Genomic DNA, 15,806 nt, shown 5'->3' with positions numbered 1-15,806 from the left:
CTAAACAAAAAATTGAAACAGCTCAAAAAGCTCATGCTCAAAGAATTGCTAATGCTCAAGCTGAAGTTAATAGATTGAAAAACGTTTCTAAAAATACTAAAGCTGAATACAACGAAAAAATTTCACGAGCAGCTACTGATGAGATTCCAGCATTAGTTAAAGAAGTTAAAGCTCTAGATGCTGCTAAACAACCTGCTATTGCTAAAAAAGAAATTGCCGCTGCTCAAAAAGCACATGCTGAACAAATTAAAGAATCTCAAGCTTTAGTTAACAAATTAGAAAACCTTTCTAAAGAAGCTAAAGATGAATACAACAGCAGAATTGTTAAAGCAGCTACTAATGAAGTAGAAGCAATCGTTAATGAAGCTCAAGCTGAAGATACTCATACTGCTACTGCTAAAAGAGAAATTACAGCAGCTAAAAATGCTCACGAAGCAGAAATCGCTCAAGCACAAGCTGTTGCTAAACAAAAAATTGAAACAGCTCAAAAAGCTCACGCTCAACTACTTGCTGATGCTCAAGCTTTAGTTAACAATTTAGAAAACCTTTCTAAAGAAGCTAAAGATGAATACAACAGCAGAATTGTTAAAGCAGCTACTAATGAAGTAGAAGCAATCGTTAATGAAGCTCAAGCTGAAGATGCTCATGCTGCTGCTGCTAAAAAAGAAATTACTACAGCTCAAAAAGCTCATGCTAAACAAATTGCTGATGCTCAAGCTTTAGTTAATAAACTTGATAAACTTTCAAAAGATGCAAAAGCTAGCTACAATCAACAAATTGCACAAGCAGCTACTGATGAAGTTGCAGCAATAGTTCAAAAAGCTCAAGCTGAAAATGCTAAACAAGCACCAGTTAATAAAGAGGTTAAACCTGCTCAAAAAGCTACAACTACTCCAGGTCAAGCTAACAAAGCTGGTCAAACTACAACTGGTCAAAACAATGGTAAAGTTGTAACTGGTCAAAAAGCTGCTCAAAAAGCTGGTCAAACTACAGCTACTACTAACAAAGCAGCTGCTCAACAAAAAGCTAAAGACGCTAAAAAACAATTACCTGCAACTGGTGAACAAGATCAAGTATTATTCGGATTATTATCTGGTTCATTATTCGCAAGTGCTGGTACATTATTCTTATTAAATGCACGTCGTCGTAAAGAAAACGAATAATTTAAACGTTATTCTTTCTAAAAATTAACACCTATACTGAAACCCGGTAGGGAAATGGTCAATAGCCGTTATCCTTACCGGGTTTCTTTTGGTTATTAGATTTTGTGATTTGTATAATTGATTACAACGCTGTATAGCCGCCATCAATTGTAAAGACACTGCCTTGTGCGAATGATGAAGCATCTGAAGCTAAGTATACAACGATACCACCTAATTCTTCTGGCAATCCAGGACGGCCCATAGGTGTGAAGCCCATCCAATCATCAATCATTGCGCCACCCTTTTCAAAGAATGGTTTAGTTAATTCAGTCTTCATGTAACCTGGGGCAATCGTGTTAACTTTAATGTTATATTTTGACCATTCCATTGCTAAACTTTTCGTTAACATAATAACACCTGCTTTAGAGGCATTATATGAACATTGTTCTTGCGGTTTGTTTGCGATAAGACCTGACATACTAGATGTATTGATGATATTACCGTGACCTTGTTTGATCATTTGACGTCCAACTGCTTGCGCAACTAGGAAGACGCCGTTTAGATTCAAGTTGATTACTTTATTCCATTGTTCATATGTCATTTCTTCTGCTTTTGCATTGATTGTCATACCAGCATTATTAATTAAGATATCGATTTTACCGAACTCATCTACAACATCATCTACCATTTTTTGTACATCGTCAGGATTAGTCACATCTACTTTTAAAGATGTTGCTTGAACCCCTTCTGTTTCACGAATAGTAGTCGCTGTTGCTTGCGCCACATCTTCCTGAATGTCTGCGATAACAATATCTGCGCCTGCTTGCGCTAAAGCAGTAGCCATTGCTTGTCCTAAGCCCATGGCACCTCCTGTTACGATAGCTACTTTACCATCTAATCTGAACTGTTCTAAAATATTCATCCTAATCACCTTTTCTTTACTTTTGTAGTGAAGGCTGTTTAACTTTCATAAAGAATGTTAAAACAAAGCCGATACAGTAAATTGCTGCATAAACCCAAATCGTTACTAACGCATCTCCAAACATTAATACAATTGTCGCAATCGCAGGCCCTAAGAAGTTACTTAAACCTGCTGACAAGTTATGAATAGACACTGCTGCACCTTTATGACGAGGTTCAAGGGTCGGGAAGATGGCTGACATCGGTACGAAAGCAGCTACTGCAAACCCAAAGGCTGTTGCTACAACTGCTGTAATCCAGAAATTAGGTCCGAACCAAAGTGGCACATAATAGAATCCTAATGTTGAAAGCGCCATGCCGATACAACCAAACCAACGAATCTGTTTGACCCATCCTATCTTATCACCAACAATTCCCCAGAAGAGATTGGTAAAGATAGTCACGATATACATGAAGCCCCAGATTTGAAGCCATTGTGACGTGCTGAAACCAAAGTCATCTGTAAAGACAGCCGGCATAAATGCGACTAAACCAAATAAAGAAAGTTGGTTGATAATACGAACCACACATGCAATCGCAATTTGTGGATTACGTAAAATCGTTACACCTCGTAAGATTTCTCCGAACATTTCTTTAGTTGTCAGTTTATCGCTTTCCTTCTTCATACCTTCTCTATCTTTGACTAAAAAGAATGCCATTAAACCACCGATAGCGATAAAGATAATAGAGCTCCATAACGTGCCCATAAAGCCGATAAATGGGATAGTAAAACTTGGTAAGTATGAACCTAGTACACCAATACCGATTGAATACATGGCCCAGAACCAACCCATAGCAGACGCTAATCTTTGTGGCGGTGCTGAGTATGTAATCCATACTACGAAACTGTAAATAAACATCGGGTATGCGATACCACGAATACTATACATAATAATCATCATCGCATAGTTATGTGTTTCTAAACCGAAGACTAAGAATCCGACATGGAAGATAATCCAAGTAATAAACGCAAATGTCATCAGACGTCTTGGACTAAAGACTTCCGCTAGTACTCCAGATAGCCAAGAAGCGATCGCAACCACTAAACCGTAAGTTGTTAATACAGTTGAAGCTTGACTCGCACTAAAACCAATATGTTGAATATATTTTGATAGGTAGGCTTGTTCAATACCATCACCTGTCATAAATACCGCTACTGCGATATAACCCCATATTAAGGTCATGGGTAAACCTAAAAATTGTTTTGACTTATTTCTCTCTAATGTCTGCACAATATTCTCCTTTGTTTATCTTTATGAATTAAAGTGTGTATCTGCTTGACGTTCTAAAGGTAATCCCGCTTCAAACCGCTCAATATACTGTTTGAAACTCTCTACATCCTCTGCTTTTGGTTCAAGCACTAATGCTTCGACATCACCAAATGCATGATGATCTAAGTAATCTGATAGTTTTTGACCTTGGTGGTCCACATGATAACGGGCAAGCACCGCAATACCCCATGCGCCGCCTTCACTGGCTGTCTGCATCACACTGACTGGACTTTCAAGTGCTGCAGCTAAGAAGCTTTGTGCTACGCCTTCTGTTTTAAAAATACCGCCGTGACCAATCATACTGTCGATTTCCAACGCTTCATTACGTTTCAATAAATCGATACCGATTTTCAACGTACTAAAAGCACTGAAAATATGTGTTTTCATCACATTCGCCAAATTAAACTGGCTTTCTACACTGCGAATGAACATTGGATAACCTTTTGGCACATCTGTAATAAATTCACCCGAAACATAGCCATAAGATAATAAATGACCGAGTTCTTTATCCCCTTCAAGCGCCTTTTCGAACATCCGTGTAAATAAGTCTTCCTTCGTATATGCAACTCCCATCGTATCCAGCACTTCTGCGAATAAATCCATCCAATCATTGATATCAGACGTGCAGTTATTCGCATGAATCATCGCGACTTCATCACCTGCAGGTGTCGTCACTAAATCAACTTCTGGATACAATTTCTCTAATGGATGATCTAAGACAATCATAGAGAAGATACTTGTCCCTGCAGAAATATTTCCTGTTCTTGGTGCGACACTTTTCGTTGCGACCATACCTGTTGCCGCATCACCTTCAGGTGCACACATCGGGCATCCAGCTTGTAACTCTTGATTTGGATCAATCAACTTCGCACCTGTTTCTGTTAAGTAGCCTGCATCTTCTCCAGCTACCAACACTTTCGGTAAAACATCATGCACATCTTGCGTATAACCTTCTTTGTGATAAAGGTCATTAAATTGATTTAATAAATCTTCTCTGAAGCGATGCGTCTTCGGGTCTATTGGAAACATACCTGAAGCATCTCCAACGCCTAAAACGCGTTCACCTGTTAAATACCAATGTACATAACCAGATAATGTCGTCATATATCGGACGTGTTGCGTATGCGGTGCATCATGAATCGCCGCATCATATAACTGCGCAATACTCCACCTTTCAGGAATATTCACTCCAAAATGTTCTATTAGCTTACGTGCTGCATCATGTGCGTTATTATTACGCCAAGTACGAAATGGTACTAATAAATCGTCTTTATCATCAAACGCTAAATAGCCGTGCATCATACCACTGATACCTAAAGACTTTAACTGTTTAATAGCTACACCATACTTGTCTTTTACTTCATCTGTCATCGATTGATAACTGATTTGAAGTCCGTTCCAGACATCATTAAGTGAATACGTCCAAAATCCATCTTTAAATGTGTTCTCCCATTCAAATGACCCTGTTGCGATTGTTTCACATTGTGCATTAACTGCGACTGTTTTGATTCGTGTAGACCCAAGTTCTATACCTACACTGATATCTCCAGCTTCAATCTGTTCCTTAATCCTTTCCACAGTTTCCACCTTCTCCTAATATTCATTCACTTTCTCTATTTATGTAACAGTTGTATATACAACTGTGTAACCGTTATCATAAATCGTAATCCACAATGAAAGCGTTGTCGATAAATATCTTAAACGTTTAAGGTTTATTCTTACACTTTAACAAGTGATTTACTAAATATTGGTAGTGTTTGGTGGTTCATGTAATTTCCAGCGCAGTAAATAGCATCATGTTTATGAATATTGAGATAAGTATACAAAAACTAAAAAAGAGACCTGTCCTTTTTGAACAGATCTCAATGTATGAATCACTCACACTTTTCTATAACGTTTTAAGCCTACAATATTCAGTATCGTAAATATTACAATAAAGAGAACTAAAATACCGATATCAAACCAGAATGTATTAATACTTTGTGCTTTAATCATAACTTTAGTCAACGCATCCCCTGCATACCGTAATGGGAACAAATAACCGATACTTGCGATAAAGCGATTCACATTATCCAACGGAATAATACCAGAGAATAATACTTGCGGTACGACTACAATCGGAATAAACTGCAGCATTTGAAACTCTGAATTCGCAAACGTGGAAACGAATAATCCCATAGTAAGTGCCGCAAAGGCAATCAGTATATTGATTAATAGTACCCACAAGATATTGCCTGCGACATCAACTTTCAATAAGTAAATTGAAAACAGTACAATAATCAACGTTTGTATCACCGCAAAGATACCGTATCCGACTAAGTAACCGAACACAATTTCACTACGTTTGATTGAAGTTGCAAGTATACGTTCTAAAGTACCTGTCGTTCTTTCTCTTAGTAACGCAATACCTGAAATTAAGAATACAAATAAAAAGACAAAAAAGCCCATTAAAATCGGAAACATTTTATCAAAATAACTGCTGTTAGCATCTCCATATAAATAATGCGCATCAAGTGAGGTTAATTCTGATGTTTGATTTGTTTTCATAGCTGCTTTACCTGCTTGAGGCATCTCAGCCAGTTTTGTTTTCATAGTTTTCATTTCACCCGCAAGTGCTTGCATTTTATCTTTTTGAAGGGTACCAGCTAGAATTTGTTTTACCGCTGTCGTTTTACTTGGATTCTCATTCGTATAAGTGACCACTAATTGTTTATCATCTTTTTGAACATAAGCATCTAAATCATGCTGTTCAATTAAAGTTTTGACAGATTCAGAATTAGAATAAGTTTCTGTCTGCACTTTATCTTTTGGCAGTGCTTTAACAAAAGATTTAGGGACATCTTCAGAGAAGCCGATATTTAAGTGTTCTTCATTATCGCTATTAAACAAGAAGAACATAATTGTCAAAATGATTAAAGGGACGATAAACATTAAAGCGAGCGTACGTTTATCACGAACTAAATCAATCATGACACGTTTTAAGACTGCCTTAAATCTCATGACCCTTCGCCTCCTCTGCTTTTAAGAATACCTCTTCAATACTTGAAGCATTAAACTGTTGTTTTAATTCATTTGGTGAGCCTAACGCAAAGATATGACCGTCTACTAATAAGCCAACTTGATCACAACGTTCTGCTTCATCCATGACATGTGTTGTCATCAAAATGGTTTGGCCTTGTTCAGCTAGTTGACGCAGTTCATGCCAGATTTTTTGACGTAGACTCGGATCAATACCCACAGTCGGTTCATCTAAAATAAACAAGTCTGGTCTCCCTAATAAAGTAATTGCTAGGGATAAACGCCGTTTCATACCGCCTGAAAATGTATGTACAATTTGCGATTGTTTATCTTCTAAATCGACCAGTTTCATATAGCGTTTAATATCCTCGTTTAATTGCTTGCCGGATAATCCTTTTAAATTTCCAAAGAATACTAAGTTCTCTTTCGCACTTAAATTCTCATACAAAGCGAGTGTTTGTCCCATATAACCGACATGGCTCAATACTTTACGATTTGGCATTGAATGATTATAAATAGAAGCTTCTCCTCCATCTAACTGTTCCATACCTAGCCAACATTTAATAGCTGTTGTTTTGCCTGAACCACTCGGTCCGATTAATCCCATAATTTGACCTTGTTGAAGCGTCAACGAAATATCTTCCAGCACCGTTTGCTTATTAAACGCTTTAGATGCATGTGTTAACTGTGCGACAGCTTGCATAACTTCTCCCCCATTTCCTATCTCTGCATTGCATATCCATATTACTTTCATTATAAGCCATTCTGGTCTACGAACAACGTATCACCTTTTTAAAACACCTTAATTACACATTTTAAATATGACAATTTTATCAACTTTGAACAATAGCCTGATATGTAAGTCTAGCAATTAACCTTATGGGTAAATATGATAATGAGACTATTTATATATAAATACAACTTATATTAGAGGAGGCTATTTCTTTATGAAATATGTAATTGTCGGAACTTCTCACGCAGGTTATGCGGCAATCGAAACGCTATTAATTTCAGATCCAGAAGCAGAAATTGAAGTGTTTGAAAGTGCAGATAAACCTTCATTCTTATCCTGCGGTATTCAAAGTTATCTAGAAGATGTTGCGCCTAGCTTAGATTCACTACACTATGCAAGCGTGGAATCACTAGAAAATCGTGGTGTTAAAGTTCATGTGAATACTACAGTAACTGACTTAGATACTGAAAATAAAACTGTAACAGTTCAAGATAAAGACAATAATGAATCTAAAGTTGATTAATGATAAATTATTCTTAAGTCCAGGCGGCGTACCAAATGCACCGCCAATTGATGGCATCAATGAATATAATAATGTGTTATTCATGCGTGGTGCTGACTGGGCAGGCAAAATCAAAGAACGTATGAAATCTGCGAAAAAAGCAATCGTTGTCGGCGGCGGTTATATCGGTATTGAAGCTGCAGAAGCTTTCGTTAAAGCTGGTATTGATACAACAGTGATGGATGACGGAGATCGTTTAATTAAGACGTACCTAGACAAAGAATTTACTGATATTCTCGAAGAGAATGCGAAAGAACACGGTTTAAAATTCAGAGGTAACGAAAATGTGAAAGCATTAAAAGCAGATGATAACAATAACGTAACTGGCGTTGTGACAGACAACGGAGAATTTGAAGCCGATACAGTTATCTTTACCGTAGGTGTTAAACCTGCGACAGAATGGTTAGATGGTAAAGTGAAATTAGGTACTAAAGGTATTATTGAAATTAACGACCACCTTGAAACATCTGAAAAAGATGTCTACGCAAGTGGTGACGCAACAATGATTCCTTATGCACCTATTGAAGAAGAATGCTATATTGCCCTTGCGACAAACTCTCGTCGTCAAGGTTATGTCGCAGCACGCAACATGGCTGGTCATGATATGAAAATGCCTAGAGTTTCTGGTACATCTGGCTTATCATTATTCGATTATAAATTTGGTCAAACAGGTGTACACGAATCAGAAAAAGATAATTATGACGGTAATTTAGGTGCAACGTATATCGAAGTGCCTGTACGTCCTAAATTCAGACAAGATGATACAACTGTGCATCTGAAAATTATCTATGATGAAGATTCTCACCGTATCTTAGGTGGTCAAATTATGAGTAAAGAAGACTTAGTAGAATCTATCAATACAATTTCAGTCGCAATCAATGCGGGTTGGAAATTGGAAGATTTAGCGTTAGTTGACTTCTTCTTCCAACCTAACTTTGATCGTCCATGGAACTATCTAAACGTCTTGGCACAACGTGCATTAGGCGATGATGTCTTCCCTAAAGACAATCAATTATTCTAACAACTCATTAAATTAATAATCATGTAGAGTGCGGGGCAGTGTCAAAACGGCACTGTCCCGCTTCTCATGTATTTGCTTAACATACCAACTGCCTTTAGAATGAAAGTAAGCTCAAAAACATAGATAAGTGAGGAGGTTCGTCTAATATGTCTCCAGTTTTAATGTGGGTATTATCATTAATTTTCTTCGTGACGGTTATTTTAATTCAAGGTTCTTTAATGAAACGTATTAAAAGCGACTGGAATTTAATCGTGCCTGTAATTTCTGTACTCGTGATGACAGGTTTATTCATCGCAAACTATATCGTCGTTCCAGTCTACATTCTTTATGTACTTGTGACTGCGTTTCACGTTTATAGATACACACACGGTACTGTCAAAAACTTTAAAGGTTTCAAAGACTGACTTACACACATACCTAATTGATTTTAGGTATGTTTTTTATTGTCTTAACAAGCTCAACCAATATGATAAACTATAACCATAATCAATAATATATTATAAAGAAGGTGCAACGTTGGCTACTTTTCTAAGTACTATCAGTATCGTCATTCTTTATGTTGCCGCATTATTTACGCAGCACTACATACTGCGTCATACCAATAAGAAATATAAGTTTGTAGTACCGATTGTATATTCAGTCATTTTGTTGGTGTTGTTCTTAACACATATCATTAACTTACCAACTTTTATTATTTTCTTTATATTAGGCGCAGTTCAACTCTTCGGCCTTGAACAACAACTTAAACGACATGAGGAAAATAAACAGAAACATTCTGAAGCAGACAAAAAGAAAGAGGTGTCATAAAACATGTCTCCATTTTTAATGCATTGGATTGTACCGCTTGTTACGCTGATTATTGCGATTCTTCTTCAAAAAGTAATTGCGTCAAAAGCAAGTGGCAAAGCTAAGTTTATCATTCCTGTTTTATTCTTCATTATAATTATCGGGTATAATTTGCAAGGTATTATCTTATTAGCTCATACAGTTATTTTTATTGTAGTCGGTGAATTCTTCATCGTACTTCAAGGTTTCAAATCTGATAAAGCACATGATGAAACTGACTAATATTATAAAAGTGGCACGTTTAACGAAAGATTTTGCTTTCTTAAACGTGCCGCTTTATTTTATACATTCATTTGTTTGATACGTTGTGCTTGTTTTTCTTTTTCTTTTAATTCACTTTCTTCTCGTTCTTGTAAATTCGTTTTGTATGATACAGGTTCTTGAGGTTTTGGCATCGCATGATGTAAGGGTTCTATATTAGGATATTTCTCTCGTTGATCAGATGTTGATTCGAATTCCTCTGTTTTCTTCTTTTCTGCTGACTGTTCTTTTAAATTTGAATCTTGTTGAAGATATTTCGGACGATTCTTCACTTCATAATAAATACGTCCAATATATTCACCAATAACTCCTAATGAAATCAACTGAATACTACCTAAGAATAAAATCGCAAAAATTGTAGTGAAATAACCTGGTGCGTCAATACCGTTAAAGATAATCATTAAGAAATTGATTAACAAGTATAATAAACTAATACCAAAGATTCCCATACCAAAGTACATAATTGTACGTAACGGCTTGTTGTTAAACGAAATAACACCGTCTACACCGTAATCTAATAATTTAAAGAATGACCACTTAGAGTCTCCGGCTATGCGTTCTTGATTTTCGTATTCAATCGTTTCTGTCTTATAACCTACCCAAGAAAATAATCCTTTAGAGAATCTTTGTGTCTCTCCTAAATCAGCAAGTGTACGTACGACACGTTGACTTAATAAACGGAAATCACCTACACCATCTTCAATTGGTACATCAACAAAGCGATTGACCAACTTATAATAACAATGCGTCATAAATTTACGTGTAGCTTTTTCTCCTTCACGATTACGTTTAGCAATAACTTGGTCTGTACCATTTTCTAAATACTTCTCAATCATTTGTGGAATTAATTCAGGTGGATGTTGTAAATCACCATCTAAAATAATCACTGCATCTACATCTCTACTTTGATCCAGTCCAGCATACATTGCAGCTTCTTTACCAAAGTTTCTACTGAATTCAATGTATTTTACGTGTGAATCATATTGACTGTAATCTTTAACCTTTTCAATTGTGCTATCCTTACTCCCGTCGTCAATAAAAAGTAAATCAAAATCATAGTTTTGTTTTTTCGAATCTTCTTCTAGAACTTTCTTTAGTTCTTTGTATGTGTAGTTGATAACATCTTCTTCATTAAAGCATGGGATTAACATTCTTACTTTAACCATTCTATTTCTCCGTTCTATTGTAAAATGTTTCCACTTCTTCTATTTATATTAAGGGTTATTTATCTATATACCCAAATTTGTATTTTAAATTTAGAAACAGTATGTTTTTAATATACTACTTAGAATTTGTTTCACATTATAATAGATGACTTTGACTTTTTCTAATAAAACCTAGCATCTTTACAAAATCTATATATTCTTAATGAAGGTTATACAATGACTTCAAAGTATACGAAGACTCTATCTTTCTAACAAAATAAAAAGCACCAACCATCTTCAATAAATAAGATGGTCGGTGCTTAAATTCAAATTAATACATTTTTTGACCAAATGAAACTTAGTATAAGCCTTTAGTTTGGTTGCTTGTATCAATATAGATGTTTTTTACTTGTTGATAGTTTTGGATAGCTGCTTTGTAAGTTTCACGGCCAATACCAGATTTTTTGTAGCCGCCGAATGGAGCGCCTTCTGGTACTTGGTTATAAGTGTTAACCCAGATACGGCCTGTTCTAACTTCACGTGCAACTTTCAATGCACGGTTGATGTTTTCAGAGAAAACGCCGCCTGCTAAACCGTATTCAGAATCATTTGCGATTTGAATTGCTTCGTCTTCATCTTTAACTTTAATAACTGTTAAGACAGGACCAAAGATTTCTTCTTGTGCAAGTTTGTTTTTATTATTTTCTACGGCAATAATTGTTGGTTCGAAGAAATAACCTTTAGATAATTCTCCATCTGTTAAGCGGTTACCGCCAACTAAGATTTCTGCACCTGATTCTTTAGCATAATTTACATAATTTTGGATTTTTTCTAATTGTGCTTCACCTGTTTGTGAACCCATTTGAATATTTTCATCTAGAGGGTCACCTACTTTAATACGGCTGAATGCATCTTTTAAGCGATCCATTAATTTATCATAGATATCTTCTTGTACAAGTAAGCGTGAACCAGCACTGCAGACTTCACCTTGGTTGAATAAGATACCAAGTTGAATACCTTCTACCGCAACATCTAAGTTTGCATCATCTAAGATGATGTTAGCTGATTTACCACCAAGTTCTAGTGTTGCAGGAACTAAGCGTTTCGCTGCAGCATCAGCAACTTGATAACCTACTTCTGTTGAACCAGTGAATGATAATTTATCTACACCTTCGTGATTGAAGATTGCATTACCTGATTCAGAACCTTTACCTGTTAAGATGTTTACTACACCATTAGGTAATACTTCTTGGAAGATTTTAGCTAATTCAATTAAGCTGACTGGTGTAGATGATGATGGTTGGATGACTACTGTGTTACCAGCCGCAAGTGCTGGTGCTAATTTCCAAGCTGATAATAACATTGGGAAGTTCCATGCTACTACGGCACCTACAACACCAATTGGTTCATGACGTACAATACTCATAACATCTTCACTCATGTCATTAACTGTACCTTCATCTGTGTCAATTACACTTGCGAAGTATTCGTAATGACGTGCTGATAATGGAATATCGATTGTGGATGTTTCACGAATCGGTTTACCATTATTTAATGTTTCGATAACTGCGAAACGATCTTTTTGTTCTAATAATTTGTCACCAATTTCGCGTAATAATTTCACGCGCTCTGCTTTAGGTGTTTTACTCCAGCTGTCGAATGCTGCTTGTGCTGCTTGAACAGCTTTATCAACATCTTTTTCGCTTGCTTTAGCTACTTTAGTGATAACCTCACCTGTTGCTGGGTTTGAAACGTCAATTGTTTCTCCTGATTCGCTCGGTACAAACTCACCATTAATAAATAAATCATAACTGTCTTGGATATAGTCTCTTACATTTACACTCATGATTAAAAGCCTCCTTTAAAGCTAATTTATTTATTGCTCAAGGTTTATGAAAAGCTTAGAAACCTTGTTAAAACCTATTGTGAAGCGTTTTCAGTTGTATATTAATTATCACATAATTAAATAAGTTAGTCATACAATGTGCTTATGAATGCATTCAAATGAAAAAAGCCCTGCATCATGCAGAGCTTTTAAAGATCTTAATTATGCTTTTACATGTGTCATTTCTAATTGGTGTACTAAATGTTTCAACATTGTATTGTTTGGTGTTGGAATACCAAATTCTTGACCATATTCTTCAACTTGACCGTTTAGATAGTCTACCTCTGTTAAACGACCGCTATATAAGTCTTGGTGCATTGAAGGATGATGTAAACCTTGTGTTTCAACAGGATAAGATCCTTCGATTTTATGCACGATTGTGTCAAAATCTACTTCAACGCCTTTAGCAGCTGCTACTTCTACGATTTCACGTATGATTGGTGTAATCATTTCGCGTGAATTTTCGTATGCTGCAAAATCAACGATACGTTTATCTAAAATTGTACAAAGTGGATTAACTACACTATTAAGTGCTGCTTTTAACCAAACTGTTTGCATAATTTGATTACTGATTGTTGGATTTAAACCTGCATCTTCAAAGACTTGATTAATTTCTCTTGTTCTTTCACTTTCTTTACCATCAACACGTTGGAAGTCTACAGTACCTACACCTTCAAGTAATAGTTTGCCCGGTCCTCTTAAACCAGCTGTCCACATTGTAACAGCAAGATATATTTGTTCCTCAGGTACGACTTGTTTAAAACGTTCGTCATGACCCAAACCGTTCATCATTGTCAATACTGCTGTGCCTTTAGTAATAGCCCCTTTATCTTTCAGCTTTTGCAACATTTCTACAGATTGCATTGCTTTTGTAAGAATGATGACTAAATCATATTGATCATTCACTTCTTCAGGTGTAATCATTGTCGCATCTACTTGATAAGTCTCAGTTTCTGTTTGAATTTCAAAACCATGTTTTTGTACAGCCTCAACGTGAGGTAACCAACTATCAATAAATGTAACGTCGTAACCTGCTTTTTGAATTTGTGTGCCTACACGGCCGCCCATAGCGCCGGCACCAGCAACTGCAATTTTCATATTCATCGTACTCCTTATGTTTGTATTGCGGTAAGTTATTACCGTATCTAAAGTTGTATCTGTTTATATTATAACGCTTAATTCTGTTATTTTTGAATATTGAGATAACTTATATTGAAAAATTAGCCGGCAAAATTGCCGGCTAATCGTAATGATTGAGATTATTTAGCTTCTTTTCTCTTTGTATAATAATAGATTGGAATACCTAATAAAGTAATGATAATACCAATTGATGCGAGTAATGTTTGAGTGAACAATGTATTAATTAATACGAACACACCTGACACAATCGCAATTAATGGTACGATTGGATAAAGCGGTACTTTATAAGGACGTTCCATTTCTGGTTCTCTACGTCTAAGAATCATTACTGCTACGAAAGCCATTGTGTAGAATGTCCAGATAACAAAGATCAACATATTTGTAATTGTATCGAATGCACCTAAAGACATCATAACGAAAGCAATAACGATTTGAACTAAACCACTTGCCCATGGTGCTTGTCCTGGTGTCAATTTCAAGAAGAAGTTCTTGAATGGTAAACCGCCACGTTCAGCCATCGCATATGGTACACGCATACCTGTCATCATATAACCATTTAAAGCACCATATACAGATACCATGATACCAATTGTGACAATTTTACCTCCGCCATTACCGAAGATTTTAACAGAAGCTTCACTTGCTGCGTTCAAGTTACCACTGATTTCTGAAATTGGTAATGTCATTAAGAATACTGCGTTGATTAAAAGGTAAACAACCATTACAGCACCTAAACCGATAGTGATTGCACCTGGTAAGTCACGTTTTGGATTCTTCAACTCACCAGCAATTGTACCAACGTGCATCCAACCATCATAAGCGAACATAGTCGCAAGTAAACCTGCACCTAAGGCTGTAAAGAAGCCTTGCTGCTCACCTGATTGAATTGGGAATAGTGAGAATTCTACATTACTAGGTGCAAAGAAGCCGACGGCTACAATTAAGATAATTGGAATCAGTTTAATTACTAATGTAATAGACTGAAGCATACCTCCTGCTTTAGATCCTAAGCAGTTGATAAAGTATACAGTTAGCGCAGTTATTAATGCAATCAACAAAATCCAATGTGCTTTAATATGGAATAAGTTAGTAAATTGCGTCGCAAAGACAATTGCTAAAGCAGCAACGTTTGCTGGGAAATAAATAAATGCTTGCGCCCATCCTGATAAGTAACCCCAGAAGTTACCGTAAGTATATTCAATATATTTAACAAGTCCGCCTGTCTCTGGAATTGCGGCGGCAAGTTCGGCTGCAGTCAATCCTGCACAGATTGTTACTAAACCACCTAACAGCCATACCAACATTGCCATACTTGTAGAGCTCGTTACTTCTGCGACACTGGAAACTTTAAAGAATACGCCAGCGCCGATTACCGTTCCCATAACTATGGAAATGGCTGAGAAGAAACCTAAATTACGTTTAAGCTCATTTTGATTACTCATATCTATCTATCCTCCATTTACTCATACGTGATAAGCAAGTAGAGAGACGCTATACATTATTAAAACAGTATCATTCAATATTATTACAAAAATAAAAGACCATACCGCACAACACATACATGGATTTTAAAAATCTTTGTATTTGTCGTACTGTTCAGCCGCTTCTTTAACCCTTCCTTATTGAATGCGCTTACATACTGAAAAAAATAACTTTTTATTTGTCTCTGTTACTTTTATCCCTTTTGATAATGTTAATCATAGCTTCCTGTTACAGTTTAACGCACGCTCGCATAATGGGCAATAACATTTTCTTTTAATATATACACAATTTATGAACAAACTTTGAAAAAGTGTTTTGAATGTATTAAAGAAAACTGTTA

General features: G+C 36.2%; 13 protein-coding genes and 1 pseudogene. 5 read left to right on the top strand and 9 right to left on the bottom strand.

The features are described from left to right. A partial coding sequence (locus tag HMPREF2846_RS13225) for an LPXTG cell wall anchor domain-containing protein (RefSeq protein ID WP_141751896.1) occupies positions 1 to 1,163 on the top strand: 1,163 nt, incomplete at its 5' end. A gap of 121 nt (positions 1,164 to 1,284) precedes the next feature. Here the strand turns inward: HMPREF2846_RS13225 and HMPREF2846_RS13220 are convergent. The 5 genes from HMPREF2846_RS13220 to HMPREF2846_RS13200 form a co-directional block, all read right to left on the bottom strand. Continuing rightward, positions 1,285 to 2,064 (bottom strand): glucose 1-dehydrogenase, encoded by a 780-nt coding sequence (locus HMPREF2846_RS13220; RefSeq protein WP_023015548.1) that lies wholly within the window; start codon positions 2,062 to 2,064, stop codon positions 1,285 to 1,287. Between the two features lie 16 nt (positions 2,065 to 2,080). Continuing rightward, a complete protein-coding gene (locus HMPREF2846_RS13215) occupies positions 2,081 to 3,334 on the bottom strand; it encodes an MFS transporter (RefSeq protein WP_371099763.1) in 1,254 nt (417 codons plus the stop codon). A gap of 21 nt (positions 3,335 to 3,355) precedes the next feature. Beyond that, a complete protein-coding gene (locus HMPREF2846_RS13210) occupies positions 3,356 to 4,951 on the bottom strand; it encodes a xylulokinase (protein WP_070626824.1) in 1,596 nt (531 codons plus the stop codon). Positions 4,952 to 5,251: 300 nt separating this feature from the next. Then, positions 5,252 to 6,373 carry an ABC transporter permease gene (locus HMPREF2846_RS13205; protein WP_070626823.1) on the bottom strand — a complete coding sequence of 374 codons (1,122 nt, stop codon included), beginning with the start codon at positions 6,371 to 6,373 and terminating at the stop codon, positions 5,252 to 5,254. Then, positions 6,363 to 7,094 (bottom strand): ABC transporter ATP-binding protein, encoded by a 732-nt coding sequence (locus HMPREF2846_RS13200; protein WP_070626822.1) that lies wholly within the window; start codon positions 7,092 to 7,094, stop codon positions 6,363 to 6,365. The genes HMPREF2846_RS13205 and HMPREF2846_RS13200 overlap by 11 nt, the downstream gene beginning before the upstream one ends. Before the next feature lie 244 nt (positions 7,095 to 7,338). Here HMPREF2846_RS13200 and HMPREF2846_RS13195 point away from each other — a divergent pair. From HMPREF2846_RS13195 to HMPREF2846_RS13180, 4 genes and pseudogenes are all read left to right on the top strand, one after another. Further along, positions 7,339 to 8,707, top strand: a pseudogene (locus HMPREF2846_RS13195) (FAD-dependent oxidoreductase). A 146-nt stretch (positions 8,708 to 8,853) separates the two neighbouring features. Further along, on the top strand, positions 8,854 to 9,111 hold the full coding sequence (locus tag HMPREF2846_RS13190) for a hypothetical protein (protein ID WP_002479937.1): 258 nt from the start codon (positions 8,854 to 8,856) through the stop codon (positions 9,109 to 9,111). A gap of 112 nt (positions 9,112 to 9,223) precedes the next feature. Then, positions 9,224 to 9,514 carry a hypothetical protein gene (locus HMPREF2846_RS13185; RefSeq protein WP_023015554.1) on the top strand — a complete coding sequence of 97 codons (291 nt, stop codon included), beginning with the start codon at positions 9,224 to 9,226 and terminating at the stop codon, positions 9,512 to 9,514. Between the two features lie 3 nt (positions 9,515 to 9,517). Next, positions 9,518 to 9,775 (top strand): hypothetical protein, encoded by a 258-nt coding sequence (locus tag HMPREF2846_RS13180; protein WP_002479939.1) that lies wholly within the window; start codon positions 9,518 to 9,520, stop codon positions 9,773 to 9,775. 59 nt (positions 9,776 to 9,834) lie between these two features. Here HMPREF2846_RS13180 and HMPREF2846_RS13175 read toward each other — a convergent pair whose 3' ends face one another. From HMPREF2846_RS13175 to HMPREF2846_RS13160, 4 genes are all read right to left on the bottom strand, one after another. Next, positions 9,835 to 10,980 (bottom strand): glycosyltransferase family 2 protein, encoded by a 1,146-nt coding sequence (locus HMPREF2846_RS13175; RefSeq protein ID WP_070626821.1) that lies wholly within the window; start codon positions 10,978 to 10,980, stop codon positions 9,835 to 9,837. A gap of 337 nt (positions 10,981 to 11,317) precedes the next feature. Then, positions 11,318 to 12,805 carry an aldehyde dehydrogenase family protein gene (locus HMPREF2846_RS13170; protein WP_070626820.1) on the bottom strand — a complete coding sequence of 496 codons (1,488 nt, stop codon included), beginning with the start codon at positions 12,803 to 12,805 and terminating at the stop codon, positions 11,318 to 11,320. A 201-nt stretch (positions 12,806 to 13,006) separates the two neighbouring features. After that, positions 13,007 to 13,942 carry a ketopantoate reductase family protein gene (locus HMPREF2846_RS13165; protein WP_083310011.1) on the bottom strand — a complete coding sequence of 312 codons (936 nt, stop codon included), beginning with the start codon at positions 13,940 to 13,942 and terminating at the stop codon, positions 13,007 to 13,009. Between the two features lie 161 nt (positions 13,943 to 14,103). Beyond that, positions 14,104 to 15,426, bottom strand: a complete 1,323-nt coding sequence (locus HMPREF2846_RS13160; RefSeq protein ID WP_070626818.1) for an APC family permease — start codon at positions 15,424 to 15,426, stop codon at positions 14,104 to 14,106. Between the last annotated feature and the right edge of the window lie 380 nt (positions 15,427 to 15,806).

The organism is Staphylococcus sp. HMSC056G08 (assembly GCF_001812305.1).
GTDB classification, from domain to species: Bacteria; Bacillota; Bacilli; order Staphylococcales; family Staphylococcaceae; genus Staphylococcus; species Staphylococcus simulans.
This window is presented reverse-complemented; position numbering and strand designations above follow the sequence as displayed.